This is a genomic window from Streptosporangium amethystogenes subsp. fukuiense, assembly GCF_042665875.1.
GTDB lineage: Bacteria > Actinomycetota > Actinomycetes > Streptosporangiales > Streptosporangiaceae > Streptosporangium > Streptosporangium fukuiense.
This window is the reverse complement of the sequence record NZ_JBHTEE010000001.1, coordinates 8,355,183-8,378,418: the sequence shown is the minus strand read 5'-3', so window position 1 is coordinate 8,378,418 and position 23,236 is coordinate 8,355,183. Positions and strand designations below refer to the sequence as shown.

The 23,236-nt window shown below is 68.5% G+C and carries 21 protein-coding genes; 10 read left to right on the top strand and 11 right to left on the bottom strand.

Going from position 1 to position 23,236, the window contains the following annotated elements:
* Positions 1 to 290 precede the first annotated feature (290 nt).
* Positions 291 to 1,772, top strand: coding sequence for a UDP-N-acetylmuramoyl-L-alanyl-D-glutamate--2,6-diaminopimelate ligase (locus ACFQVD_RS37380; RefSeq protein WP_343976697.1), 1,482 nt, complete (start codon positions 291 to 293; stop codon positions 1,770 to 1,772).
* A gap of 318 nt (positions 1,773 to 2,090) precedes the next feature.
* Here ACFQVD_RS37380 and ACFQVD_RS37375 read toward each other — a convergent pair whose 3' ends face one another.
* The 3 genes from ACFQVD_RS37375 to ACFQVD_RS37365 all read right to left on the bottom strand — a co-directional run bounded on the left by ACFQVD_RS37375 (position 2,091) and on the right by ACFQVD_RS37365 (position 4,863).
* On the bottom strand, positions 2,091 to 3,287 hold the full coding sequence (locus ACFQVD_RS37375; RefSeq protein ID WP_343976700.1) for an NAD(P)/FAD-dependent oxidoreductase: 1,197 nt from the start codon (positions 3,285 to 3,287) through the stop codon (positions 2,091 to 2,093).
* A 93-nt stretch (positions 3,288 to 3,380) separates the two neighbouring features.
* Positions 3,381 to 4,325 (bottom strand): RNA polymerase sigma factor SigJ, encoded by a 945-nt coding sequence (sigJ, locus tag ACFQVD_RS37370; RefSeq protein WP_343976703.1) that lies wholly within the window; start codon positions 4,323 to 4,325, stop codon positions 3,381 to 3,383.
* 37 nt (positions 4,326 to 4,362) lie between these two features.
* Entirely contained in the window at positions 4,363 to 4,863 is a 501-nt protein-coding gene (locus tag ACFQVD_RS37365; RefSeq protein ID WP_343976706.1) for a TetR-like C-terminal domain-containing protein, read from the bottom strand.
* Between the two features lie 41 nt (positions 4,864 to 4,904).
* Here ACFQVD_RS37365 and ACFQVD_RS37360 point away from each other — a divergent pair, with 41 nt between their 5' ends.
* The gene (locus ACFQVD_RS37360; RefSeq protein WP_343976709.1) at positions 4,905 to 5,993 is read left to right on the top strand and encodes a DUF418 domain-containing protein; all 1,089 of its coding nucleotides are present in this window, start codon (positions 4,905 to 4,907) and stop codon (positions 5,991 to 5,993) included.
* Between the two features lie 443 nt (positions 5,994 to 6,436).
* Here the strand turns inward: ACFQVD_RS37360 and ACFQVD_RS37355 are convergent, their stop codons facing one another.
* Positions 6,437 to 7,258, bottom strand: coding sequence for a nitroreductase/quinone reductase family protein (locus ACFQVD_RS37355; RefSeq protein ID WP_343976712.1), 822 nt, complete (start codon positions 7,256 to 7,258; stop codon positions 6,437 to 6,439).
* Between the two features lie 328 nt (positions 7,259 to 7,586).
* A complete protein-coding gene (locus ACFQVD_RS37350; RefSeq protein WP_343976714.1) occupies positions 7,587 to 8,432 on the bottom strand; it encodes a dienelactone hydrolase family protein in 846 nt (281 codons plus the stop codon).
* Between the two features lie 95 nt (positions 8,433 to 8,527).
* Here ACFQVD_RS37350 and ACFQVD_RS37345 point away from each other — a divergent pair, with 95 nt between their 5' ends.
* Complete coding sequence (locus ACFQVD_RS37345) at positions 8,528 to 9,496, top strand: GlxA family transcriptional regulator (protein ID WP_343976717.1); 969 nt, start codon at positions 8,528 to 8,530, stop codon at positions 9,494 to 9,496.
* A gap of 115 nt (positions 9,497 to 9,611) precedes the next feature.
* On the opposite strand, the gene ACFQVD_RS37340 is transcribed toward ACFQVD_RS37345, so the two are convergent.
* Positions 9,612 to 10,415, bottom strand: a complete 804-nt coding sequence (locus ACFQVD_RS37340; protein ID WP_343976720.1) for a hypothetical protein — start codon at positions 10,413 to 10,415, stop codon at positions 9,612 to 9,614.
* A gap of 246 nt (positions 10,416 to 10,661) precedes the next feature.
* Complete coding sequence (locus ACFQVD_RS37335; protein ID WP_343976723.1) at positions 10,662 to 11,234, bottom strand: TetR/AcrR family transcriptional regulator; 573 nt, start codon at positions 11,232 to 11,234, stop codon at positions 10,662 to 10,664.
* A gap of 71 nt (positions 11,235 to 11,305) precedes the next feature.
* Here ACFQVD_RS37335 and ACFQVD_RS37330 point away from each other — a divergent pair, with 71 nt between their 5' ends.
* Entirely contained in the window at positions 11,306 to 11,878 is a 573-nt protein-coding gene (locus ACFQVD_RS37330; RefSeq protein WP_343976726.1) for a dihydrofolate reductase family protein, read from the top strand.
* Positions 11,879 to 12,092: 214 nt separating this feature from the next.
* Here the strand turns inward: ACFQVD_RS37330 and ACFQVD_RS37325 are convergent, their stop codons facing one another.
* The gene (locus ACFQVD_RS37325) at positions 12,093 to 13,268 is read right to left on the bottom strand and encodes an MFS transporter (protein WP_343976729.1); all 1,176 of its coding nucleotides are present in this window, start codon (positions 13,266 to 13,268) and stop codon (positions 12,093 to 12,095) included.
* Between the two features lie 174 nt (positions 13,269 to 13,442).
* Here ACFQVD_RS37325 and ACFQVD_RS37320 point away from each other — a divergent pair, with 174 nt between their 5' ends.
* Entirely contained in the window at positions 13,443 to 14,207 is a 765-nt protein-coding gene (locus ACFQVD_RS37320) for an epoxide hydrolase family protein (RefSeq protein ID WP_343976733.1), read from the top strand.
* 128 nt (positions 14,208 to 14,335) lie between these two features.
* A complete protein-coding gene (locus tag ACFQVD_RS37315) occupies positions 14,336 to 15,175 on the top strand; it encodes an alpha/beta fold hydrolase (protein ID WP_343976736.1) in 840 nt (279 codons plus the stop codon).
* A gap of 252 nt (positions 15,176 to 15,427) precedes the next feature.
* On the opposite strand, the gene ACFQVD_RS37310 is transcribed toward ACFQVD_RS37315, so the two are convergent.
* Both ACFQVD_RS37310 and ACFQVD_RS37305 read right to left on the bottom strand, forming a co-directional pair.
* A complete protein-coding gene (locus ACFQVD_RS37310) occupies positions 15,428 to 17,065 on the bottom strand; it encodes a YncE family protein (RefSeq protein ID WP_364156179.1) in 1,638 nt (545 codons plus the stop codon).
* 369 nt (positions 17,066 to 17,434) lie between these two features.
* A complete protein-coding gene (locus tag ACFQVD_RS37305; protein WP_343976742.1) occupies positions 17,435 to 18,367 on the bottom strand; it encodes an NAD(P)H-binding protein in 933 nt (310 codons plus the stop codon).
* 63 nt (positions 18,368 to 18,430) lie between these two features.
* Between ACFQVD_RS37305 and ACFQVD_RS37300 the strand changes: the two genes are divergently transcribed.
* The 4 genes from ACFQVD_RS37300 (at position 18,431) to ACFQVD_RS37285 (ending at position 22,291) form a co-directional block, all read left to right on the top strand.
* Positions 18,431 to 19,045, top strand: coding sequence for a TetR/AcrR family transcriptional regulator (locus tag ACFQVD_RS37300; protein WP_343976745.1), 615 nt, complete (start codon positions 18,431 to 18,433; stop codon positions 19,043 to 19,045).
* 378 nt (positions 19,046 to 19,423) lie between these two features.
* Positions 19,424 to 20,395, top strand: a complete 972-nt coding sequence (locus ACFQVD_RS37295) for a zinc-binding dehydrogenase (protein ID WP_343976749.1) — start codon at positions 19,424 to 19,426, stop codon at positions 20,393 to 20,395.
* Between the two features lie 1,050 nt (positions 20,396 to 21,445).
* Complete coding sequence (locus tag ACFQVD_RS37290) at positions 21,446 to 21,550, top strand: transposase (protein ID WP_343976752.1); 105 nt, start codon at positions 21,446 to 21,448, stop codon at positions 21,548 to 21,550.
* Between the two features lie 63 nt (positions 21,551 to 21,613).
* Positions 21,614 to 22,291, top strand: a complete 678-nt coding sequence (locus tag ACFQVD_RS37285) for a hypothetical protein (protein ID WP_343976755.1) — start codon at positions 21,614 to 21,616, stop codon at positions 22,289 to 22,291.
* A 394-nt stretch (positions 22,292 to 22,685) separates the two neighbouring features.
* Here the strand turns inward: ACFQVD_RS37285 and ACFQVD_RS37280 are convergent, their stop codons facing one another.
* Positions 22,686 to 23,234, bottom strand: coding sequence for a MerR family transcriptional regulator (locus ACFQVD_RS37280; RefSeq protein ID WP_343976758.1), 549 nt, complete (start codon positions 23,232 to 23,234; stop codon positions 22,686 to 22,688).
* Positions 23,235 to 23,236: the final 2 nt, after the last annotated feature.

The following is a 23,236-nucleotide window of genomic DNA, read 5'->3' as shown; positions in this document are numbered from 1 at the left end:
CCTCAGTGAAGTGGCTGACCCAACATTGAGCAAGTGAATGTTTTACATGCTGTCACATGCATGACATTCATGTTTACCCCACTCGGCCTGCCCGTCGGCGCCTTGAAGGACCGGGTTCTTTGTAACGGGCCGGTGATGAGCGATCGTAAAACCCCCGGAGGGTCATCGCGGCCTCAGCGACCAACTCCGCCAGAGTTCACCGGCTGAAGCCGTCGACCCGGCATCGGCGTGTTACCCGTACCTCCGCCGTTCGTGTCCTGCAGGCTGGCATGAAAAGGAGCGCGACAGCGATGAAGCTGAGTGACCTTCTCGCCGGATACGACCACCATGTGCTGCAGGGTGATCCGGAACTGGCCGACGTCAAGACCGGTGTCGCGTATGACTCGCGGCGGATGACCCCGGGGTCCATGTACATCGCTCTGCAAGGCGCCCGTACGGACGGACACCGGTTCGTGCGCGACGCCGTCGAACGCGGCGCCACGGCGGTGCTGATCGATCGCCCGATCGACGATGGCCTGCCGCCACAGGTGTGTGTAGTGCAGGTGGCGGACACTCGCACGGCGGCCCCGGTGGTGGCCTCCAGATACTTCGGGGAGCCCGCACGCGAGATGGACGTCGTGGCCGTCACCGGCACCAACGGCAAGACGTCGGTCTCCTACATGATGGAGGCGGTGCTGCGCACCGGGCTGAGAGCGCGGGCAGGGGTCATCGGGACCGATGGGTATCGCGTCGGCCATGAGCCGATCAGGATGGAGCGAACGACCCCCACCACTCCGGAGTCGGTGGATCTACACCGCGTCCTGCGGTGCATGCGAGACCAGGGCGCGGACACGGTGATCATGGAGGCGTCCTCGATGGCGCTGATGCTGCATCGCGTCGACCATGCCGACATCGATGTGGGCGTGTTCACCAACCTGACACCTGATCACCTGGACGACCACGGCAGCATGGAGCAGTACAAGGCGGCCAAGCTGCGACTGTTTTCGATGTGCCGCCGGGCGGTGGTGAACGCCGACGACCCGGTCAGCACGGACATCGCCGCGTTGATGCCCGGGGCGGTGACGACATTCGGCATCGACAGCGCCACAGCGGACTTCCGGGCCACCAACCTGGTCGTGGAATCCACCGGTACCCGGTTCGTGCTGCACCACGGCGAGCGCCAGAGGCACGCGCAGATGCCCGTCCCGGGCCGGTTCGCGGTGGCCAACGCCCTCGCCACGGTAGCGGTCTGTCACCTGCTGGGCCATGACCACGACATCGTCGTCGACGCTCTGGCGTCGCTGCCGCCGATTCCTGGCCGATTCGAGACCTTCCAAACCTCTGAAAACGTGTCCGTGGTCGTGGACTACGCCCATTCCCCCGACGCGCTGCAGAAGGTGCTGGCGACCATCCGTGAATTCGCCGGCCGCCGTGTCATCACGGTCTTCGGTTGCGGCGGAGATCGCGACAGAACCAAGCGCGCCCCCATGGGGAAGATCGCCGGAAAGCACTCCGATGTGGTTGTGGTCACCAACGACAACCCTCGTAGCGAGGATCCCGAGACCATCATGGATCAGATCATCACCGCGGTCGCCGCGACCGGCACCCAGTATGAGCGGATCACCGACCGCGGAGCGGCGATTGAGTGGGCGCTGACCGTGGCCGAGCCCGGCGACATCGTGCTGATCGCAGGCAAGGGCGCGGAGAAGTACCAGATCATCGGCGAGCGGACCATCCGCTTCGACGACATGGAGACCGTCCGGAGACTGGCGGCCGGTCCGCCGACTTCCTGAAGGCACATCAGAACAGGCGGCCGACGAAAATCCTCGCAGATGGTGTGAACCCTGGGCACGTCGGAACGGCCATGCGATCGGATGCGGTCATGAGAACGAACACCTACTCCTTTACGGCAAGTGGAGACGAGATCTCGCCTGATCAAGCGATCGGACGGGATCTCGTCAACCATCCTTGAGCCAACTCAAGAACGATCCCTGGTGAGGTGTTCACGAGCAGGGCCGGCCTGGGGTGCGGGGGGAATCAGGGAGATCGCTTCCCCGAGTTGTGCGGGGGCGAGGTCGTTGGAGTGCTCGCCGTCTTCTTCGCTTCGTGCTCTACGCCGGCGTCTTGACGGCCGAGCCCGCCGCGGCCCACTCCCGCGTGACGCGGCGGCGCCGAGCCGGCAGCCCGAACGTCGGGTTGGCGACGCTCCAGGCGGCGCCCTTGCAGACCAGTTCCTTGTAGACGGCGGCGAGCCGTCCGGTCAGGACCGCCCGCACCGCGCGGTCGTCGGCGGTGACGTACTGGATCAAGCCCTCCTGGCGGCCCAGTGAGATGCACTGGTTGAGATAGCGGATCGGCACGTTCGGGAGCCTCCCGCCGGTCAGGCGCGCCGCGATCGCGCCGGCGGCCTGCCAGGCGGTCGGACCTCCCGAGGCGCACGACATCCGTAGCGGCTTGTTCCCGGGGCCCATCACCATGGCCGCGTCGCCGATGGCGTACACATCCGGGTGCGAGACCGAGCGCATGGTCTCGTCGACCACGATCTGCCCGCTGCCGGTGACCTCCAGAGCGGTCACCTTCGCGATCGGGTGGACCGCGAAGCCGGTGGTCCACACGGTGACCGCGGCCGGAATGGTCTTGCCGTCGGCGGTGGTGACACGCTCGGCTTCCACGCCGGTGACGGCGGTGTGCTCGTGCACGGTGATCCCGAGCTTGTCGAAGACCTTCCGCAGGTGTTCACGCCCCCTGGGCGAGAGCCGGTCCCCGAGGTCGCCGCGGGCGGCGAGGGCGACGTCGAGGTCCGGGCGGGCCTCGGCGATCTCGGTCGCGGCCTCCAGGCCGGTGAGACCGCCGCCGACGACGAGCACGGTCTGCCCGGCGTCGAGGCGGGCCAGGCGCTCGCGCAGCCGGAGTGCTCCGGGGCGGCCGGCGATCTGATAGGCGTGCTCGGCACTCCCGGGGACTCCTTGGGCGTTCCAGCCGCTGCCGAGGGCGTAGACGAGCGTGTCGTAGGCGAGTTCTTCGGTGCCGTTCGCGTCGACGACGGCGACGGTCTTGCCGTCGACGTCGACGCCGGTGACCTCCGCGAGCCTCAGTTCGACACCGGTGCCCGCGAACATCTCGCTGAACGGCCGGGACTTGAGGTCCTGACCGGCCGCCAGTTGGTGCATGCGGACGCGTTCGACGAAGTCCGGCTCGGCGTTGACGAGGGTGATGACGACCTCCTCGCGGCGGAGCCGCCTGGCGAGGCGGCCGGCGGCGATGGCTCCGGCGTATCCAGCTCCGAGGACGATGATGCGGTGCTGCATTCCCTTGCTCCCATCTTGCGAGGCTTTGCCCCTTGAACCGGACGGCCCGCCGTTTCCTGACAGGAACGCGATGTGAAGCACCTCACATCGCACTCAGAAGGCGTTGAACAGGGGTTCCCCGTGGTCGGCGGCCGCCCAGTGCGCGGTCGCGCGTTCGAGCTTGTCGGGGTTGACCTGGTTGCGGAACGCGGAGATGCCCTCGGCGGTGACCTCCAGGCACATGACGCCGATGATCCGGCCGTCCACGACGGCCACAACGGCGGGGTCGCCGTTGGCGGTCCAGGCGTAGACCTCGGCCGTGCCGCCGACCATGGCGCGCTTGGCCTTGCCGGGTTTGAACAGGCCCCACAGGAACTTCGCGACCGCGACGGCGCCCTCGAACGCCTTGGCGCGGGCCGGGACCTTCCCGCCGCCGTCGCCGATCGCGACGGCGTCCTTGGTGAGCAGGCGCACGAGCGGCTCGGTCTGGCCACTGGTGGCGGCCGCCAGGAACTCCTCGGCGATCCGCCGGGCGGCGGCCTCGTCGATCCCGGTTCGGGCCTTGCCCTCCGCGACGTGCTTCTTGGCGCGGTGGAAGATCTGCTGGCTGGCGGCCTCGGTGATGTCGAGGATCTCGGCGATCTCCCGGTGCGAGTGGCCGAAGGCCTCCCGCAGTACGTAAACCGCCCGCTCGTTGGGGTAGAGGCGCTCCATGAGGGTGAGGACCGCGTACGAGACCGATTCGCGCTGCTCGGCGGTCTCAGCCGGGCCGAGCATCGGATCCCCGGCGAGCAGCGGCTCGGGAAGCCATTGCCCCACGTAGGTCTCGCGGCGCGCCCGCGCGGAGGTTAGCTGGTTGAGGCACAGGTTGGTGAGAACCTTCGTCAGCCAGGCCTCAAGGACCTCGATGCGGTCGGCGTCGGCGGCCTGCCAGCGCAGGAACGTCTCCTGCACGGCGTCCTCGGCCTCCCCGGCGGAGCCGAGGAGGCGGTAGGCGATGGCCTCCAGGCGCGGCCTGGATGCCTCGAACCGGTCGACGTCGTCCGCGGTCAAGGCCATGGCCCGATCCTAAGCGGGAGAGCGCCGTTCTCCGAGTTCACGCTCGCGGTGCTCGCGGGCCGAGCCCGATCGCGGGCAGGATCGCCTGGTCGACGATCGCTGCCAGCTCCTCGTCGGTGGGCGGTGCTCCGCCGTCGATCAGGTGCTTGGTGACGAGGGCCTCGCCGATGTCGGCCACGACCGGAGTGAGCAGTTCGGCCGGGAAGCGGCCCCGGTCGGCGTAGTGCTGCAGCACGGTGCGGGTGAACGTGCCGCCCCGGTTGGCGAAGACCCGTTCGAACAGGGCCTCGGACATCAGCGCGGCGCTCCTCGGGTCGGTGAGGATGGCCGCGACGGCGCGACCCGCCGGGCTGAGTGCCCACTCGACCATGAGACGCAGGGCGCGGATCAGGTCGCCGCGCAGGTCGTCGGCCCCCGGGGTCGGCTCCTCGACCGGGTGCTGGTGGTAGAGCGCGTCGAGGAGTACCTCGATCGGATCCGACCAGCGACGGTAGAGGGTGGTGCGGGGCGTGGCCGCGCGCCGGGCGATGCCGTCCATTCGTCCAGCGCGCGCTCGCGCCCGATCTCGCGCGCGGGCTGATGCTGCTGCTCATCGCCTTGGCCCACGCGCACATGTACCTGTCAGGCCACGAGGCGGGCTTCCGCGGCTACGCACTCGACGGCGACGCTTCGGACCGGCTGGTCGCCGGGGTGCAGATCCTGCTGGTGGACGGACGGGCGCTACCCATGTTCGCCGCCCTGTTCGGTTACGGCCTGGTGCAGCTCGCCAACCGGCAGCTCGCCACGGGCCGGAGTTGGCCGCAGGTGCGCAAGGTGCTGCGCCGCCGGAACCTGTGGCTGCTGGCGTTCGGGTTCTGCCACGCGCTGCTGCTGTTCTTCGGTGACATCCTCGGGGCGTACGGGCTGGTGGGGCTCATGCTCGTCGGTTTCGTCCGGCGCGAGGACAGGGCCGTGCTGCGGGCCGCCGCAGTCGGACTGGTGTCGCACGTCGTGGTGCTGGTCGGCTTCGGGCTGCTCACCGTCTCCGCGCCGAAGGGCGACACGCCCGCCGCCCTGGCGGACCCGATCGAAGCGACCGTGATGCGGCTCATCGGATGGTCCGGAATGACGCCCACGTACTTCGCCGTCAGCGTGGCGCCGGCCTTCCTGTTCGGGATCTGGGCGGCCCGGCGCCGCGTGCTGGAGGACCCCGCGTCGCACCGGAACCTGCTCTCCCGGGTCGCCGCCACGGGTCTCGGGCTGGCCGTCGTCGGCGGAGCGCCGTTGATGCTGATCGACACCCGGATCTGGATGCCGTCGGACACGATCGCCATATCGATGTACACGCTGCACAGCGTGACGGGCATCGCCGGCGGGCTCGCGTACGCGGCGATCGTCGGGCTCCTCGCCGACAGGATAGGGCGCGGCCATCCCGGTCCGGTCGTCAGAGCTCTCGCCGCGTGCGGTCAGTGGTCGCTGACCTGCTACCTCCTCCAGTCGGTGATCTTCGTGGCGGTGTTCGCGCCGTACACCGGAGGGCTCGGCGCGCATGTCGGTGACGCTGCGGCGTCCGGCATAGCCGTGATGACCTGGCTGACCACCGTGGTGCTCGCCGCGCTGTCGGCGCCCGGCGGGCGAAGGGGCCCGGCCGAGGCCGCGCTGCGGCGTCTCACCTACGGGCGTCGATGACTCACCCGTACGCCGAGCGCCCCGCCCCGGCCGCCCGCAGCCGGCCGAGGTGACACCGGCACCGCGAAAGGCCGCCCGCGATTGGCTGCCCGAACACCACAGCGCCGGCACCGGCACACCGGCTGCGCCGACCGCCTCCGGGCCGTCTCCGGAACGACCCCTGAGTGAGGTGTTCACGGCAGGTGACGGCCCGCTGGAATAGGTACAGCCGAAGATCGCTTCCCGTGTGAAGGCCGGCCGTTTCCCGGGTTCGAGGCGGCCACCACGCCAGGACCGCTCGCCGACAGCGCGGCCTGTCACGGAGAACGACGAGATCCCGCCCGATCGGGCGGGATCTCGTCAACCGCCTCTGGTGGGGTGTTCACGAGTACGGCTGAGCCGGACGTTCAGGAGGGCAGCGCAGATCGTTTCCCCGATCCCTGCTCGTCGGCATTCCTCGGACTTCAAGCAAGATCGAGAATCGGGATCAGCTGCTCCTCCTCATACGTCAGGTGCGCCTCGAGCTCGTCGACGAGCCGCTCGATCTCGGCCCGCACCTTCAGCGGATCCTCACCGGATAGGGCCTGCTTCAGCTCTTCCAGGAGTACGGCGATGCGCTCGTGCTCCCTGGCCAACCGCTTCAAGGCCGGAGCGAGCGAGGGATGCCGCTCGGCCAGGCCGGGGAACATCATGGTGTCCTCGCCCGTGTGGTGATTGTGCAGCCCCTGGCAGACGGTCAGGCAGTTGATCCGAAGCTGCACGCCCAGGCCTGGCCGTCCCGAACCGGACAGTTCCTTGCGAATCAGCGCGAGTTCACGGCGGAAGCCGTCGTGCACCAGCTTGAGGTACGCACCGCCCGACGGTGCGCCGACCCGGGGCGGGCCGATCACGCGAAGTGTGACGACCGGGATGGTACGCGTCGTCTTGGCCTGGTAGTCGGCCCAGCCAGGGTCGCCTTCCACCGCGCGGGCGAACGCCGCGTCACGCTCGGCGCCCTCCAGGACCTCCGCCTCGACATCGAGGACGAAGACGCCGGTCTCCACGGTGGCGCGCGGGTCGGCCTTCAGGTTGTGGTACCAGGCCGGGTTGTTCGGCGCTCCCCCGGCCGAGGCGATGACCAGCATGCGCTCGCCGCCGTCGGGCAGGTAGCCGAGCGGGGTCGTGTGCGGCTTGCCCGAGCGGGCGCCCGTGGTGGTGAGCAGGAGCAGTCGCGCTCCCTCGAAATAGCCACCGACCTGGCCGTTGTTGGCGCGGAACTCGTCGATGACCTGCTTGTTGAAATCCATTCTTCTCCATTGGTGGTTTCCACTGTGCCGTACTGAATGGAGAAGAAGACGGCGGGCCGCGGGCCCGCCCGGCGATCAAGCGTCAGCCGGGCTGCTCTCTGGTTCGTGGCCCAAGGCCGACCCGGCAGTCACGCAGACCAGGCTACTTCATCAAGATTTTTCCGCAAAGTGGCGCCCCGTCCAGTAATCGTAAGCGCCTAGGAACGCGCTCCCCGTAACCACCAGGACCTTCCCAGTTCTAGAGGTGATAGGCGTGGCTGCTCAACGGTCTGCGCCGGACACGACGCCCGGATCTGATCGCCGACTGCACCGGCGACCGTTGTGCCGCTCAGTCGGATGTCGTCCCGGAATGTTCGAACGGGCTCAAGCGGTCGGCCAGGAAGGCGATGATCTCGTCCCTGGCCTTCAGCGTGGGATGTCCGTCCTCGTCGACGAGGTGGGCGGTGACAACGCTGTGGGGGGTCCCGACCACGTCGTCGAAGAACGGTGGCGGGCTGGTGTTCGCGGAACCGCCCGGAAGAACACGGCCGTCGAAGGCGTCGCCGAGGAGCGCCTGGTAGGCGGCGAAGCGCTGGCCGGTGCACCAGCGGTCGTCGTCGAAGCGGTAGGCGAGAACCTTCAGTCCGTCGCGTGCGATGCGCTCTCGGACCGCGCGTGCGTCCTCGTCGCCGATCTCGAGTCCGGCAGGGTCGTCCAGCGGCAGCGACGGGTGGTTGACCACTGGCGCGATGACAGCCGGCTCAAGTGCCATCGTGAGAGCGAAGTTGCCGGTGAAGCACAGTCCGATCGCGCCGACTCCCGGGCCGCCGCATTCGCCGTGGGCTTGGCGCGCGAGCCCACGTAGCCATGCCGTGACCGGGCTGGTGCCGCCCCCGGCGAACGCGCGGAACTCGGCACTGACACACGCGCGGCGGACAACCTCCGTACCGCCCTCGGCCGTGGGATAGGCACCGTCGATCCCGAAAAGTGAGGGGACATAGACCGTGAAGCCCGCGTCCCGTACCCACCGCGCCAGTCGAAGGACGTCAGGACTGATGCCGGGCATCTCCGGCATCAACACGACGGCCGGCCCGGAACCCGCGGCGTACACCGTCTTCACCACCCCCTCCACATCCACGAGTCGGCGGGAGAAATCCGTGATCATGTCGTCAAGTCCTCCGCTGGCAGCGCTCATGGTGACAGCGTGGACCGATGCCCCGGCACAAGGTGAGAGGCCAGGTCGCCATGTATGCGGGTAATCTCGCCAGAGGCGGCGGTGAGGAGGCGAGCGTGAGCGCGCTGCGGGTTGGTGTCCTGGCCTATCCAGGCTGCTTCGCGTCCGAGGTGTTCGGCGTACCCGATCTCTTGACGATGGCCACGCACGTCGCCGGACCGGACGGCTCCGGATACGAGGTGTCGATCGTTTCGCCTCGTCGTCGTGTCGCCGCGTCGGGTGGTGCGGCGTTGGACGTCTCACCGCTGCGCGAGGTGGACGTCCTTGTCGTGCCGGGGTTCGAACTCGTGCCGGGCCTCGACGTGGACGCGAAGCTCGCACCCCTCGTCCCTGAGATCGCGGCGATCCGTTCACACGCCGCGGCGGGCGCTGCCGTCGTCTCGATCTGTGTCGGTGCGTTCCTGCTCGCCGAGGCCGGACTCCTCGACGGACGCCGCGCCACGACGGCCTGGCTCCTCGCGGACGAACTGGCTCGACGCTGTCCGGACGCCGACGTCCGACCTGAGCGTCTGGTCGTCACCGACACGGGGGTGACGACCACGGCGGCCTTCAGTGCCATGTACGACTTCGCGCTGGATCTGATCCGCCGGCACAGCGGTGCCGGCGTGGCACGGACAACCGCACGGGTGACACTCGTCGACGATGCGCGATCGTCCCAGACTCCATATGTCGACGCACGATTTCTTCCGCGGCCCGGAAACGAGTTCTCCCACCAGGTCATGCGGCGGCTCGACCAGCACCTCGCCGCCCGATACGACCTCGCCGCGTTGTCGGACACGTTCAAGGTCAGCACTCGGACGCTGCTGCGGCGCTTCGCGGACGAGACCGGCCAGAGCCCGCTGGAGTACCTGCAGTCGTCGCGTGTCCGTCGCGCCCGCCACCTCCTTGAGACCACGAACCGAACCGTCGCCGGCATCTCCGCCGCGGTCGGATACAAGGACCCCGGCACGTTCGCCGCCCTCTTCGCCAAGCACACCGGACGACGCCCGAGCGACTACCGCGCGGCCTTCCGTCGTGTCGACTGACCACTCGGACGGCCGGAGCGCCGGCCTGTCCGGAATCTCTGGAGCACCTCAGGGCGGCGCGCTCAGAATCGCCCGGACGAATGATCACCATGGCGATGGCCGGCAGCGCGACTGCTCATGCCTCCGACGTGGTCTGGGCGGCCGGTTGGTGGCGCGGGGCGGCGAGGTCGTGGGCGGAGCGGGCCAGCCAGATCATGATCAGGACGCTCGAGACCACACCGAGAGCCTCGACAGCGCCTCCCCCGCCCAGGAACGGCAATGCCGCCAGCACCAGAAAGATCGGCACCACCAGGGCGGCGACACCGTATGCGACGGTCGCCGTCCCCCAGCGGTCGTCGTCCCTCTGGGCCCGTAGGACCAGCACCGTCCAGACCAGGCCGGCCAGACCGCAGATCGACTCCGCCGCATCCGGGACGGGCCGGCCGACGAGGTCGAGCACGCCGATGACGGTGAAACCGCCGTACCCCAGCACCCCCGCGCCCCGCATGTACGGCCGGTCGCCACCCAGCACCCGCATGAACAGCAGCACGACCACCCACATCACCGCAGAGATGATCACCGTCGCATCCGCCCAGATCAACGACTCGGTGACGTGGAGCAGCCACGTCGTAGCCGTCGCGACGTAGAGCGCCACGCGCAACCGCAGGGTGTTCCGGTCCTGCCGGGGCGGCGGCCCCGCCAGTGGCCCGCGCAGGATCTGCCAGATCCCCCATGCCCAGGACAGCCCGGCCAGGACCAGGAGGAGCAGGTTCTGCCCTGTCGCCGCGACACCTTCGGTCATGGTCGCGAACAGCGTCAGCCACCACAACGGGCCGAGGTCGCCAGAGGTCAGGGCGACGACGACGGCGACCGTCAGCGCGGCGCCGTACAGACCGGTGACGAGCAGGGCGGGCAGGGCTGAACGGTGACGACGTAACACGGGACGCTTCCCGGGGGTTCAGGGGGATGGGGGCGAACGCCTCACCCTACAATCGATCATGAGGAGTGACGCCGGGCAGAGGGCGTGCGTCCGCGGGCGCGTTCGAACGCCACGCCGGGGCGTTTTCGCCAACCGCCCCGACGACGCCCGCGCCCTGGTCGCCGCCGGAGCGGACCATGGCGACCGATGATGGCCGGCCGGTCCCCGACCTGTTCACCGTCCCCTCCCGGGAGCAGCACTCTCGGGTCAGATATTCAGCGATCTTTGCACGGCGGCGTCCACCAGCTCGTGGATCTCCTGCTCGGTGAAGATGTCGGGCAGTGTCAGCCGTTCCACGATGAGCCAGTTCAGAGCGAGGTAGAGGAGCATCACCGAGGTCGAGTCGCCGGGCAGACCCGAGGCTGTGTGGTGGCCGATGTTGGCGTCGATGTCCTCGCGGATGCGCTTGGTCAGCACGGCGCGCAGCTCGGGGCGCCGAGTGGACTCAAGCCGGAGTTCGAGCAGGGCCAGGTAGCCGGAGTTGAAGGCGGAGACCCGATGCACCAGTTCGTGCATGAGCTCGGCATAGCGGGTTTGGTCCTGCACGCCTTCCCGGCTGCGGGCGATCGTGGCCTCGTCGGGCAGCAACCGCTCATAGATACGTCCGCCGACCTGGGTGAACAGATCGTCGCGGTTGGCGAAGTAGTTGGAGGCGGTGCCCGGGGGCACGGCCGCCTCCGCGTCGACGGCCCGGAAGGTCAGCCCCCGCGCTCCCTCCTTGGCCAGCACCTCGATGGCCGCGTCGATCAGCGTCTGCCGCCGCTCGGGATTTCTCCGCATTGACACCACTCCGCCTGTAGTACTACGTTTTAACCACTCCAAACAGAGTACTACATCGGGAGTTGCTCGATATGCGAAAGCTTGTCTACTACATCGCCGTCTCGCTCGACGGCTACATCGCGGGCCCCAACGCCGAGTTCGACTTCTACCCCGTGTCGGACCAGATGGTCGCCTGGATCAACGACCGTTACCCCGAGACCCTCCCCACCCATGTCCGCAAGCTGGTCGGCCTCGACGACGCGCCCAACAAGGTCTTCGACACCCTGGTGATGGGCCGCGGCACCTACGAGCCGGCCCTGACCGTCCCCACCACCAGCCCGTACGCCCACCTGCGCCAGTACGTCGTCTCCAGCACGCTGACGATCGACGACCCCACCGTGCGGGTGGAGACGGGCGACCCGATCGAGCTCGTCCGGCGGCTGAAGGCCGAGGACACCGGCATGGACATCTACCTCTGCGGCGGTGGCAAGCTCGCCTCCTCCCTGCTCCCGGAGATCGACGAGATCATCCTCAAGAGCTACCCCGTGGTGGCGGGAACGGGCATCTCCATGTTCTCCGGAACGTTCCGCCCCACCCTGTTCACCCCCACCCAGCGCAAGTCCTTCGACAACGGCACCCAGGTCACCTGGCTCACCAGGGCTTAGCACCGCACGGCCGGGCTTGATGACGTAGGGTCCGCCCGATGCTCTTGGAGGGGGCCTCTGACCTGGTGGGGTGTTCACGAGTCAGCCTGAACTGGTATGGAAGCAAGGCGCTGAAAATCGCTCCCCAGACCCAGGTTGATCGTTTCCCGAGGTCGGGACTGTTTGGACGGCTCAGCCGCGGCTCCTGTCGGCTGCGGGGATGCAGGGCGCCGGCTCAGCGGGATTTGGTGAGTGACCATAGGGATACCGCCATGAGCAGAGCGGTCAGCCCGCCACAGATCATCACGGTGGAGACCGAGAAGGAGTCGACGACGCGGCCTCCGAGGAACGCGCCGAGGGCGAAGGTCGCCTGGAAGGAGGAGGTGAAGACGACCGTGGCGGCTTCGGGCGTGTGAGGGGCGGCGGTGATGAACGATGCCTGCGAGCAGACGGGCACGCCTCCGTAGGCCAGGCCCCAGATCACGAGCAGTACCACGGCGCCGACGGTCGTGCCGCCTACCGAGGGCAGCAGCAAGGTGGTGGCCGCGATCAGGCAACCGCAGGTTGCGAAAGCGGCTCGCAGGCGTGTGGCGGTGGCTTTGCCGGCCAGGAAGTTGCCGGCGATTCCGGCGATGCCGTACGCCAGCAGGACGGCGCTGACGGCTGTGGGAGGCAGGCCGGTGACGTCCTGGAGGAATGGCGTGACATAGGTGTAGGTGCCGAAGTGGGCCAAGACGATGAGGAAGGTGGCCAGCAGGGCGATGGTGGCCCCCCGTGCGCGCAGCAGGTCGAGCAGGACGCGAGGGCTGGTGACCTGGTGGGCGGGCAGCGGCGGCAGCAGCATCAGCAGGGCGGCCAGGACCAGGATGGCCAGCGCGGCCAGCACCAGGAAGGCGGTTCGCCAGCCGGCGAGGTTGCCGATGAAGGTGCCGGCCGGTACGCCGAGTACGGAGCCCAGTGGCACGGCGGAGAAGATCACAGCGGTGGCGGTGCCTACGGCGTGCGGCGGCATCAGGCGGCCGGCCAGCCCGGCCCCGATCGACCAGAAGCCGCCGATGGTGAGGCCGACGAGCACCCTGGAGATCAGCATGACCCAGTAGGAGGTCGCCACTGCGGCCAGCACATCGGCCACGGCGAGCACCGCCATGAGGACGCACAGCATCACGCGGCGGTCCAGGCGCGCAGTGGTCAGTGTGACGATGGGTGCGGCGACCGCGGCGACGATGCCGGGCAGCGTCATGGTCAGCCCTGTGATGCCGTCGGAGATGCCGAAGTCGGCGCCGATGGCGGTCAGCAGGCCGATGGGCAGGATTTCGCTGGTGACGATGGCGAAGATGCCCAGCATGAGCGAGGTGACCGCGAGCCAGCCGGTGAGGGGCGAGCGGGGTCGGGCGAGCGTGGCGGTAGACATGATTCCCGTTCAGGCAGGTGCGCGTGGCGTGCAGGCACCCAGCCAAGCAGTGATGAAGCAGCGGGCACTGGCACTTTTCGGACGCAACCAACGAGCGGCCCGCACGGTCGCTTGCCCGACCGCTGTTTTCCCGGCGGACGCTACCTGACCGCGATTGATCCTACGGTCGCGCTCATGACAGAGAAAACATCCGTCGTCCCCTTCCATATCAACGTGGCGCAGGCCGAACTCGACGCCCTACGGGATCGTCTGACCCAGACGCGCTGGCCCGGGGAACTGCCCGGTGTCGGCTGGAGCCGAGGCACGCCGGTGGCTTACGCCAGGGAGCTGGTCGAGCACTGGCTCACGGGCTTCGACCGGCGGGCACAGGAGCGCAGGCTGAATGAGCTGCCGCAGTTCACGACCGTCATCGACGGACAGACCATCCACTTCGCACACGTCCGTTCGGATGATCCCGGCGCGCTGCCGTTGCTGCTCCTGCACGGCTGGCCCAGCTCGTTCGTCGAGCTCCTCGACGTGATCGAACCGCTGGCCAAGGAGTTCCATCTGGTGATCCCCTCGCTCCCCGGGTTCGCGTTCTCGACGCCGCTGGCCGAGCCCGGCTGGACGGCCGCCCGCATGGCCGGGGCGTTCGTCGAGCTCATGACCGTGCTCGGCTACGAGAGGTACGGCGTTCAGGGCGGCGACACCGGCGCGTTCGTCGCCCCGGAGATGGGTCACCTCGCCCCCGAGCGCGTCATCGGCATCCACCTCAACGGCGTCCTGTCATTCCCGGCCGGGGTCGAGGGAGAGGACGCGCAACTGTCCGCGGTGGAGCGGCAGCGCTCGGCGGAGCTGGAGGAGGCCACCGCCGGCTACGTCCCCATCCAGTCGCGATCGCCGCAGCGTCGGCTTCGCCCTGTCCAGCGACGCGAACTCGAACCTCCACCGGCGCCCTGACACCACCGGACACGGGGCAGACCATCTCGCGACGTGATCCCGCTTGACCTTGACACGGTGACAAGGCCTTCACTGTGGCTCGTTCCACATTTCAACGCGCTCGACGCGCGGCTGGAGGTGCAGTCGTCATGGCCATGATCTACAAGTCCGAGGCCGGTGGACGCGAGCTCCGCGACCACTACCGGCAGGTGCTGGATGCCTGGCCGGTGCCCGCCGAGCACCTACGGGTGCCGACTCGCGAGGGCGAGACCTTCGTCCTCGTCTCCGGCCCGCAGGACGCGCCGCCCATGGTGCTGCTGCACGGCTCGGGCGCGAACGCGTCGATGTGGCGAGGAGATATCGCCACCTGGTCGCAGCACTTCCGCAGCTACGCCGTCGACCTCGTCGGCGAGCCGGGCCTGAGCGCGCCCTCGCGCCCCGCTCTGGACTCCGACGCCGTATCCCTCTGGCTGGACGACGTACGGGAGGGGCTCGGGATCACCAACGCCGCGTTCGTCGGCGCGTCCCTCGGCGGCTGGACGGCCCTGGACTACGCCATCCGCCGTCCAGAACGAGTGACCCGCCTGGTGCTGATGTGCCCCGGCGGCGTGGGACGGCAGAAGGTCGGCTGGATCTTCAAGGCCCTGCTGACCCGTCCGTTCCGGCGCGATGGACTACGCGAGTCGGCGATGGCCGTCGCAGGACTGGACGGGGAGAAGGACCGGCAGGCGCTCGACGCCGTCGTCCTGACGTTCACGCACTTCAACCCGCGCAGGGAGAGGCTCCCGGTATTCCCCGACGACGCGCTGGGCGGCCTCACCATGCCCGTACTCGTCATCGTCGGTGACCGTGACGCCATGTTCGACTCCCACCAGACCGCGCGACGCGTCCGTGAGTACATCCCGCACTCGACCGTGAACCTGCTCCCCGAGGCCGGTCACGCCATCTTCGGCCAGGCCGAGCCGATCGCCGAGTTCCTCCGGGCCTGAGGTGAAAGGTCACTCAACAAGGCCGGGGCCGGGCGGCGGGCACGTGAGCGGCACCAGGCAGCAGCGCCAGAAGTGCGGCCCGGCTTCAGGTGGCGCGCACTCCTTGCCCGTCGGCCGCGGCGATCTGTGTGCATCGCTGCCGGTCACGCGGTAGCTCCGCCTCTTTGAAGCAGAGGGCGACGCTTCCGTTTCTGCGGTGCGATGAAGGGTCGACGGCCGTGCCCGGCCCGATGGCCGGGCACGGCCGTCAGGTCACTCGACCATGATCTGATGGGTGGCCTTGGCCGGCCCGGCCGTGGCCTCTCCTGACCACGACGCGAGGTAGCTGTACCTGCCGGCGATGGCCGGCGTGTCGGTGAACGTGTACGTGCCGTCGGCGTTCACGCTCACCGGCGGCAGCTTGACGCTTCCAGCGTTGACGTTGTCGACGTACACGCTGCGCTGCACGGTGAGCGTGGCCCCCGGCGAGGGCGGCTTGTCACCCGCCGTCAGCACGCCGGTCAGTTCCATGGCCGTGCCGACGACGCCTGACTGCGGCCCGTCCATGGTGAGGATGGATACGTGCCTGACCGTCACGGTGACAAAGGCGCTGCTTCGGCGGTAGTGGTCGTCGCCGTCCCAGAACACCAGGTAGGTCACCTCACCGACGTCCGACGGCCTGTCCTCGAAGGTGAACGTGCCGTTCTTCTGCGTCGTCACGCCGGTGATCGGCTCTTTCGTCCCGTCGAGCAGGCGTCGGGTCACCGCGAGCGGCTTGAGCCCGAGCGCCTTGCCGTCGGTGCGGGTGAGCCGCCCCTCGACGGTGACCGGCGAGCCGAGGAACACGCGCGCCGGAGCGCTCACCGTCAGATTGGACGCCGGCAGCGCGACGCCCGTCACCCGCCACAGCAGCAGCCGGTTCGCGGAGCTCCGCAGCAGCACGAAGACGTCCGGGCCGGAGAACGCGACGCCGTCCGGGAGCAGTTCGGCGTCCGGCTGGTCGGCCGCGAACATCGCCGCGCCGGTCGCGGCGTCGTAGAGCGTGAGGTCGGTGCCGCCCCATTGGCGTCCCGCGGCGACGTAGGCGCCGCCCGAGTCGAGCGCCACGGCCGACGGATACCCGTCCCAGCCGTCGCCGTAGGTGCCGGTCGCCGCCAGGGTCCCGGTGTCGTACCTGGTGAAGTGTCCGGGGGTGTCGGCCGCGGAGAACAGGGTGGTGCCGTCGGAGGTCAGGGCGAGGTCGCGCAGGTAGTCCATGCGCCACTCCTCGCCGTCGATCGTGCCGCGCGGCTCCGGGGTGTCGCCGCCGACGTCGTAGACCAGCATGTCGGCGTGGTGCAGGCCGGTCCGGCCGACCACGAGCGTGTCGCCGGCGGCCGCGAGCACGGGAGCGTGCAGGTGCTCGCCCCCGACCGCCACCGGCGCCGGTGTGGCCGCGCTCAGATCCAGGCCGACGACGCCGCCAGGGCCGTTGTCGCACCCGTGCCCCACCCACAGCCGCTCGCCCAGCAATGCCAGGGTGGACGGGCACGGGTGGGCCGACAGGTCGATCCGCCGGGTGACGGCGAGGCTCGCGGTGTCGATCTCGGCCACCTCGTTCGAGCCGGCGAGCGCCGCGTACAGGCGGGTGTCGTTCGCGTTCATGGCCAGCTCGCGGACGCCGGACAGGCCGGTGACGACGCCGCCGGTGAGGTTTCCGCCGGTGTCGGCCACGATGATCCGGTCGTCGGCGGCGACGAACACCCGGCCGCCGCCGACGGCCAGGTCGGCGGTGTAGGAGTCGAAGGTCACCCCGAGGTCGGTCGTGGTGTCGGCCGCCGAGGCGGCGGGGGCCGCAACCGTGAGCAGGCCGGTGAGCAGGCCGACTGCGCCGCAGTAAGCGACTAATCGACGAACCAGTGGGTGGCGCACGAAGACCTCCTACACAGATGGGAACATACGTTCTAATAACGCCTTATGGCTGCTCCCACGTCAAGATCGGCCGATCGCGCGACACCAAACCGTGATCAAGTCCGCCCCAGGTCGAAAAAAGCGACCCCGCGGGATGACGAACGCGGTGCTCTCACCGGACTTCGTACGGGAGACGCGCGACCTTTTCGACGCCCTGGCGGCTCGGCACCACGCCGAGTACGACGGCTGGGAGGCTGCGGCCACTCCGTGAGGCACAGTCACTCGGTAACGCCGATGGCCGCTACCAACCTCCTGGTAGCGGCCATGTGGCGGGACCGGCTTCGGGGTTGGTAGGGCGTGAGTGGAGTTGTCAGAAGGAGATTGGTCGATTCATCGGGCGGGGTTCCCGGTGAACGAGGTGGCGTGGTCGGTGACCCACTGGCGGAAGGTTCGCGGTGGCCTTCCAAGGAGGTCGGACACCGTCGAGGTGACGTATGCCGGGCGTCCCATCGCGGCGTTCCACGCCGCCAGGAGCATGTTCACGGCCGGGCGCGAGGCTTCCGGGGTCTCGCGCCGGAACTCGTCGGGCGGCAGTTCCTCGAACGTCAGCCGGCGGCCCAGCACGTCTCCGATGACGCTTATCTGTTCGGCCTGAGTGAGTGACTCGGGGCCGGTCAGGACGTAGTCACCGCCGGCGTGTCCGCCCTCGCGCAGGGTCCGCGCGACGACCGCGGCCACGTCTCGATCGTCGACCGGGGCCGTCTCGGCCGCGCCGTACGGCCACCGGACCACGCCTTCGCCACGGATCGCGGCGGACCACCAGAACAGGGCGTTCGACGCGAACATCCCAGGCCGGACGATCGTCGAGTCGAGTCCGGTGGCCGCGATGAGCCGCTCGATCTCGGCGTGCAGCACCGCCATCGGGTTCGGTTGCCGGAAGAACGGGTGCGGGGTCCGGTGCGGTGCGGACAGATAGACGACCCGCTGTGCGTGGGCGGCCAGCCGGTCGACGACGGCCGCCGCGGTCTGCGGCGGGGCGGTCCAGACCAGGAAGACCGTACTGATGGCGTGCAGCGCGGCGTCGAGCGATTCGGGCACCGTGAGATCGCCGGTGACGATCTCGACGTTGGCGGGCAGTGTCGCCGCCGACTCGGAGCGGCGCACGAGGGCACGGACCGGCACGCCCGCATCGGTCAGCAGGTCGACCACGGCGCGGCCGATGCGTCCGGTCGCCCCGGTGACGAGCACCGGAGGCCCTCCTGCGGGTGTCATGGCAGCCTCGCCGTCGTCGACGGAGTGCGGCGGAGTGTCTGTCTGTTCCATGGGCGCCATTTTTTCGTTACCGAGTTAAAAACGCAACCCGGTAACGAATGTTACCCTGATAGGGTGAGTGAGCCGGTCGGGCTGCGGGCCCGCAAGAAGGTACGAACCCGGGACGCGATCGCCGAGGCGGCGATCTCGCTGTTCCTGGCGCGCGGGTTCGACCAGGTATCGGTGTCCGACATCGCCGCGACGGCCGAGGTGTCGAAACCGACGCTGTTCCGCTACTTCGCCACCAAGGAAGACCTGATCCTGCACCGCTTCGCCGACCACAACGGTGAGGCCGCACGCGTGGTCCGCGATCGCCCTCCGGGTATCGCGCCGACAGCGGCGCTGCACCGGCATTTCCTGGCCGGTCTCGACCGCTTCGAGCCGGTCACCGGCCTCAACGATCATCCTGAGGTGGTGGCGTTTCATCGGCTGGTGTTCACCACCCCAACCCTGGCGGGACGGCTCCTGCAGTACATGCTCGACGACGAGGACGCATTGGCCGCCGTCCTCGACCCGGGTGTCCGGGGCCGGCTGCAAGCCGCCCAGGTGATCGCGGTTCAACGCGTACTGGCCCGGACCAACTGGCAGAAGATCGCCGACGGGCGGACCGCACACGATGTGCACCCCGAGGCGGTCGCCGACGCAGACCATGCCTTCGCCCAACTGTGCCACGCGACGGGCAACTCCTAGCCCGCTGCGCCCGCACACTCCGGCCGGCGCCGACAGCAGGCCCCACCTCGCGAGTGATCCGCCCCGCCACCAACCGCACAACACCACGACGACCACTGGGGTTCGCACGCCCACCGGCCGATCCCACACGCGCTCACAGCGGTCCACCACCACCAGCCCCCTCCGCCAAAGCCACCACACGAGCCGAAACCAGCCCGCCCAGCGGCCACAGGACCAGCGCCATCTCCGCTACCCGGAGTGTCGGGGCAGATCAGGCCGCAGGTGGCTGCGGCGAGTTCGGTGGACATGGCTCACGGTCGCTTGACCTCGATTGAGGTTGAGGTTGGAGACTTCTCTGCACCGGTGCGCGGGTGGGCCAAGTGCGAGGGAGCAATCGACATGCGGGTGGTACAGGCGATGCGTTTCGGAGGTCCCGAGGTGCTGGTTCCGGGCGAGGTGCCGGATCCGGTCGCCGGGCCGGGCCAGGTGGTCGTCGACGTATCCGTCGCGGGCATCACATTCGTCGAGACGCAGATCCGGCGTGGCATCGACAAGTGGCACAGCAGGCCCGAGCTGCCGTACGTGCCGGGCGGTACGGTGGCCGGCCGGGTGAGTTCGCTCGGGGAGGACGTGGATCCGGGCTGGTCAGGACGGCGCGTCATCGCCGGCACCGGGGAGAGCGGCGGCTTCGCCGAGCGCGCGGTGGCCGCCGTGGAGGACCTGATCCCGGTGCCGGAAGGACTGGGACTGCCCGAGGCCGTCGCCCTGCACACCGACGGCAGCACCGCGTTGGGCCTGGTCGAGGGAGCCCGGATTCGTTCCGGGGAGTGGGTGCTGGTCGAAGCGGCGAGTGGCGGTGTCGGCAGCCTGCTGGTGCAACTGGCTCAGGCGGCCGGCGCCAGGGTCATCGGAGCCGCGCGCGGCGCGCGGAAGCTGGAGCTGGCTCGCGATCTGGGCGCGGAGGTCGCGGTCGACTACTCCGATCCCAACTGGACGAAGCAGGTACGTGAGGCGACCGGTGGTGCGGGCCCCGATGTGGTGTTCGACGGGGTCGGTGGAGAGATCGGCCAGGCCTCGTTCGAGGTGACGGCGGACGGCGGCCGCTTCTCCGTCCACGGCGCCTCCAGCGGCCAGGTCACGGCGATCGACCCTGAGCAGGCGCGACAGCGCGGGATCGAGGTGATCGGGATCGAGCAGCTCTTCGGTTTCGGGCCACGGATGGGCCGGTGGGCCGAGCAGATGATGTCGGAAGCGGTGGCGGGCCGGATCCGGCCGATCATCGGGCAGACCTTCCCGCTGGAACGCGCCGCGGACGCGCACACCGCGATCGAATCACGCAGTGCCCTGGGCAAGACCCTGCTCCTGATCTGACAGCGCCCCAAGACATCCCCGCCGAGCCACACGCCGCGATCAATCAGCCGGAACGACTGGACGGCCCCCAGTGTGTGTTCATCGGTGAGGTCTCGTCATTCGTCGGCATGGTGCCGGTCGTCAGTCGACCACCTCACTGACCGCGGACCCGGCGGCCTCGTCGACGCGGTTCTTGCCCGAGGCGAACGCGGCGACCGGGGACCGCAGGGTGAGGTCGTTGACCGCGCAGGACAACCGCGGGCGGTGGTGTGGATCAAGACCGTGGCGTGTGCCTGGCGGTTGATCATCGCCCCGCGATGACCACATCACCCCAGATACCGTTACGCCCGGCCGGCCATGCGTACTCTTGGCACCGGCGCCGACTCGCGCCCCATACATCCGGTGAGGCCAATTCGCCGAGATCATCCCGGCGAACCGGCGGACTCGAACGCGCAAGATATCGATCTCAGAATATAAGGCTTTCCGGTACGGCGAGCGAGGAGCCGAGAGGCTCATCACTCAGATATCAGCGCCTCTCGTAAAATCCAAAATCGAGAATGCTCTGCCCGCCGTACACGGATTTATTGGGGCAGTATGCCGTCGAATACGAACTGGACGGCATGTATACCCAGTTGCCGTATGCCGAGCCGTAGGTGCCGTCGGGATAATCGCAGAAAGCGACCGCCCGATAGGAACCCGTCCCCGACTGGCAGACCGCGATGGAAGCAGTCCGCGAGGCGGCCCCCGCAGAACAGTTGGTCGGAATAGCATGGGCAGGAGCGGCCGTGAATGTGGTCGTAGCGATCCCCGCTGCGCAGGCCAGTGTGAGACTTGTGATTCGTAGACGCATTGCTTTCCTTTCCCCTGTGAGGGTTCTACCGTCCAGCAGCGAACGATGATGATGTTGCGATGACCGGCCGGCGACCAACGGGTCTTTTACATGGGTCCAGTCCGGACCGTTTAGAACCTAGATAATGATCACCGATTAGTTGGAATCTTGGGAACCTATAAGGTTCCAGGGTGCTGCGTTCCCCCTCGCAGCGTGGAGACCGAATTAGGAAAGGTTCAAGCGTGTCAGGTACCACGAGGCGCCACTTTGATCCGGAGTTCCGTGCCGGGGCGGTGCGCATCGTCAGGGAGGCCGGCAAGCCCGTCTCGCACGTCGCACGAGATTGAGGTACCTCAAATATCCCAGACAGTCGGCTACATAAGCTGATAGAGGTTCTGGGCGACAAAACCATGCGCACCCCACCCGAGCAACTGAACGAGCCGATCGCAGAGCGCGAGCCCTACCGGCTCAAGCTCAAACAGAGCCCCGACGCCCAAGAACGCATACGACTGCAATGTCCGGCCGCGGGTCCTTCCCCCTCGGTGACCTGCCCGCGCCGGGGCCACACCCGCCCCACCCCACCCGCCTCTCCCGCGGCGGTGGATCTGGCCAACGCCCGCCAGCGCGCCGCCCACCTGGCCGCCAAACCCACGATCCAACTGCCCGACAACGAAAGAAAACGGCCCCTTCCCCTGGCCGAACTGCCACGCATCTGCCAGAAGTCGACCATCACGCTGCGCCCCGACGACCTCGGCATCAAAGACAAGCTCCGCCAGGACCGGCACTACCTCACCCCCACCTGGCAGGACGCCTACAAGAGCATCCGAGCCAACACCGAAGGCATCAACGGCAGGATCAAGGGCCACCACATCGATGTCGGTGACCCCAAGAACCGGCTCGCGCACGGCCGCGTGGCCCAAACACTGCTGACCGCGCTCATGGTCTGCCTGGCCAACCAGCACATCCTGCTCAGCTGGCGGCAGACCCACGACCGCCCCGAGGAGCCCGTACCTCAGGACACGACGATGCTCGACGAGCACGACCTCGCCCCGCCCAGCGCCGACAGCAGACCACCACCTCGCGAATGATCCGCCCCGCCACCAACCGCACAACACCACGACGACCGCTGGGTTTCGCACGCCCACCGGCCGGCCCCACACGCGCTCACAGCGGTCCACCACCACCAGCGCCCTCCGCCAGGACCACCGCACGAGCCAAAATCAGCCCGTCCAGCGGCCACAGAACCTCGGAAACGATGAAATCCCGCCCGATCAAGCGATCGGACGGGATCTCGTCAACCGTTCCTGAGCGAACTCAAGAACGGCCCTGGGTGGGGAGTTCACGAGTGCAGTTGAGCTTGGAGAATGCGAGGCATTGAAGATCGTTTCCCAGCGGGGAAGTGATCGTTTCCCGCAGGGGCTGTGGCCGGAGATTGGAGGGAGGCCGGACTACCGCCAGCAGCCCGGCGAGCGTCGGCGTCCCTCACTCTGCCGGGAGTGCCCGTCGCAGCGGCTCGTCCGGCAGCGCCGTGCGGTCGGTACCGGTGGTGGTGCCGAGGTCCTGAACGTCCGGCCCGGTCGAGCCCCCGTACGTGGCGATCTTATATTCGACCGCCGTGAGGGAAAGGGTCAGCTCACGGATCCGGCGGCGGATGGTGTCGCGATGTTCGACCAGCACATCGAGCCGCTCCGGCACCGTGTGCCCTCCGGCATCGACGAGCGAGATGTAGTGCTGCAGGTCACGCATCGGCATACCGGACAGCCGCATCCGGGTGAGGAACACCAGGCGCCGAACCGCTTCGGCGTCGTAGACGCGATGACCATTACCGTCGCGGGCCACCTCGACCAGCCCGGCCCGCTCGTAATAGCGCAGCGTGTGAGGTGAGATGTCGAGGAGGCCGGCAACCTCGGCGATCGTCATCGTCTCGGGCAGATCGACCAGGTCGGCGAGGCGGTGGATCGCCTCGACCGACAGCGGACCGTCGTCCCCGAGCGCTTCGAGCGCTCTGGTCATCAGATCGTCGGTGGCCATGA

What these genes read in the sequence shown, in the direction of transcription:
- sigJ (WP_343976703.1), bottom strand. Translation starts at nt 4,325, where the DNA reads ATGGCCTTGACCGCGGACGACGTCGACCGGTTCGAGGCATCCAGGCCG.
- ACFQVD_RS37285 (WP_343976755.1), top strand. Translation starts at nt 21,614, where the DNA reads ATGCGCACCCCACCCGAGCAACTGAACGAGCCGATCGCAGAGCGCGAG.
- ACFQVD_RS37320 (WP_343976733.1), top strand. Translation starts at nt 13,443, where the DNA reads ATGACAGAGAAAACATCCGTCGTCCCCTTCCATATCAACGTGGCGCAG.
- ACFQVD_RS37305 (WP_343976742.1), bottom strand. Translation starts at nt 18,367, where the DNA reads ATGGAACAGACAGACACTCCGCCGCACTCCGTCGACGACGGCGAGGCT.
- ACFQVD_RS37315 (WP_343976736.1), top strand. Translation starts at nt 14,336, where the DNA reads ATGGCCATGATCTACAAGTCCGAGGCCGGTGGACGCGAGCTCCGCGAC.
- ACFQVD_RS37295 (WP_343976749.1), top strand. Translation starts at nt 19,424, where the DNA reads ATGCGGGTGGTACAGGCGATGCGTTTCGGAGGTCCCGAGGTGCTGGTT.
- ACFQVD_RS37335 (WP_343976723.1), bottom strand. Translation starts at nt 11,234, where the DNA reads ATGCGGAGAAATCCCGAGCGGCGGCAGACGCTGATCGACGCGGCCATC.
- ACFQVD_RS37350 (WP_343976714.1), bottom strand. Translation starts at nt 8,432, where the DNA reads ATGAGCGCTGCCAGCGGAGGACTTGACGACATGATCACGGATTTCTCC.
- ACFQVD_RS37330 (WP_343976726.1), top strand. Translation starts at nt 11,306, where the DNA reads ATGCGAAAGCTTGTCTACTACATCGCCGTCTCGCTCGACGGCTACATC.
- ACFQVD_RS37365 (WP_343976706.1), bottom strand. Translation starts at nt 4,863, where the DNA reads ATGGACGGCATCGCCCGGCGCGCGGCCACGCCCCGCACCACCCTCTAC.
- ACFQVD_RS37360 (WP_343976709.1), top strand. Translation starts at nt 4,905, where the DNA reads ATGCTGCTGCTCATCGCCTTGGCCCACGCGCACATGTACCTGTCAGGC.
- ACFQVD_RS37325 (WP_343976729.1), bottom strand. Translation starts at nt 13,268, where the DNA reads ATGTCTACCGCCACGCTCGCCCGACCCCGCTCGCCCCTCACCGGCTGG.
- ACFQVD_RS37375 (WP_343976700.1), bottom strand. Translation starts at nt 3,287, where the DNA reads ATGCAGCACCGCATCATCGTCCTCGGAGCTGGATACGCCGGAGCCATC.
- ACFQVD_RS37280 (WP_343976758.1), bottom strand. Translation starts at nt 23,234, where the DNA reads ATGGCCACCGACGATCTGATGACCAGAGCGCTCGAAGCGCTCGGGGAC.
- ACFQVD_RS37380 (WP_343976697.1), top strand. Translation starts at nt 291, where the DNA reads ATGAAGCTGAGTGACCTTCTCGCCGGATACGACCACCATGTGCTGCAG.
- ACFQVD_RS37355 (WP_343976712.1), bottom strand. Translation starts at nt 7,258, where the DNA reads ATGGATTTCAACAAGCAGGTCATCGACGAGTTCCGCGCCAACAACGGC.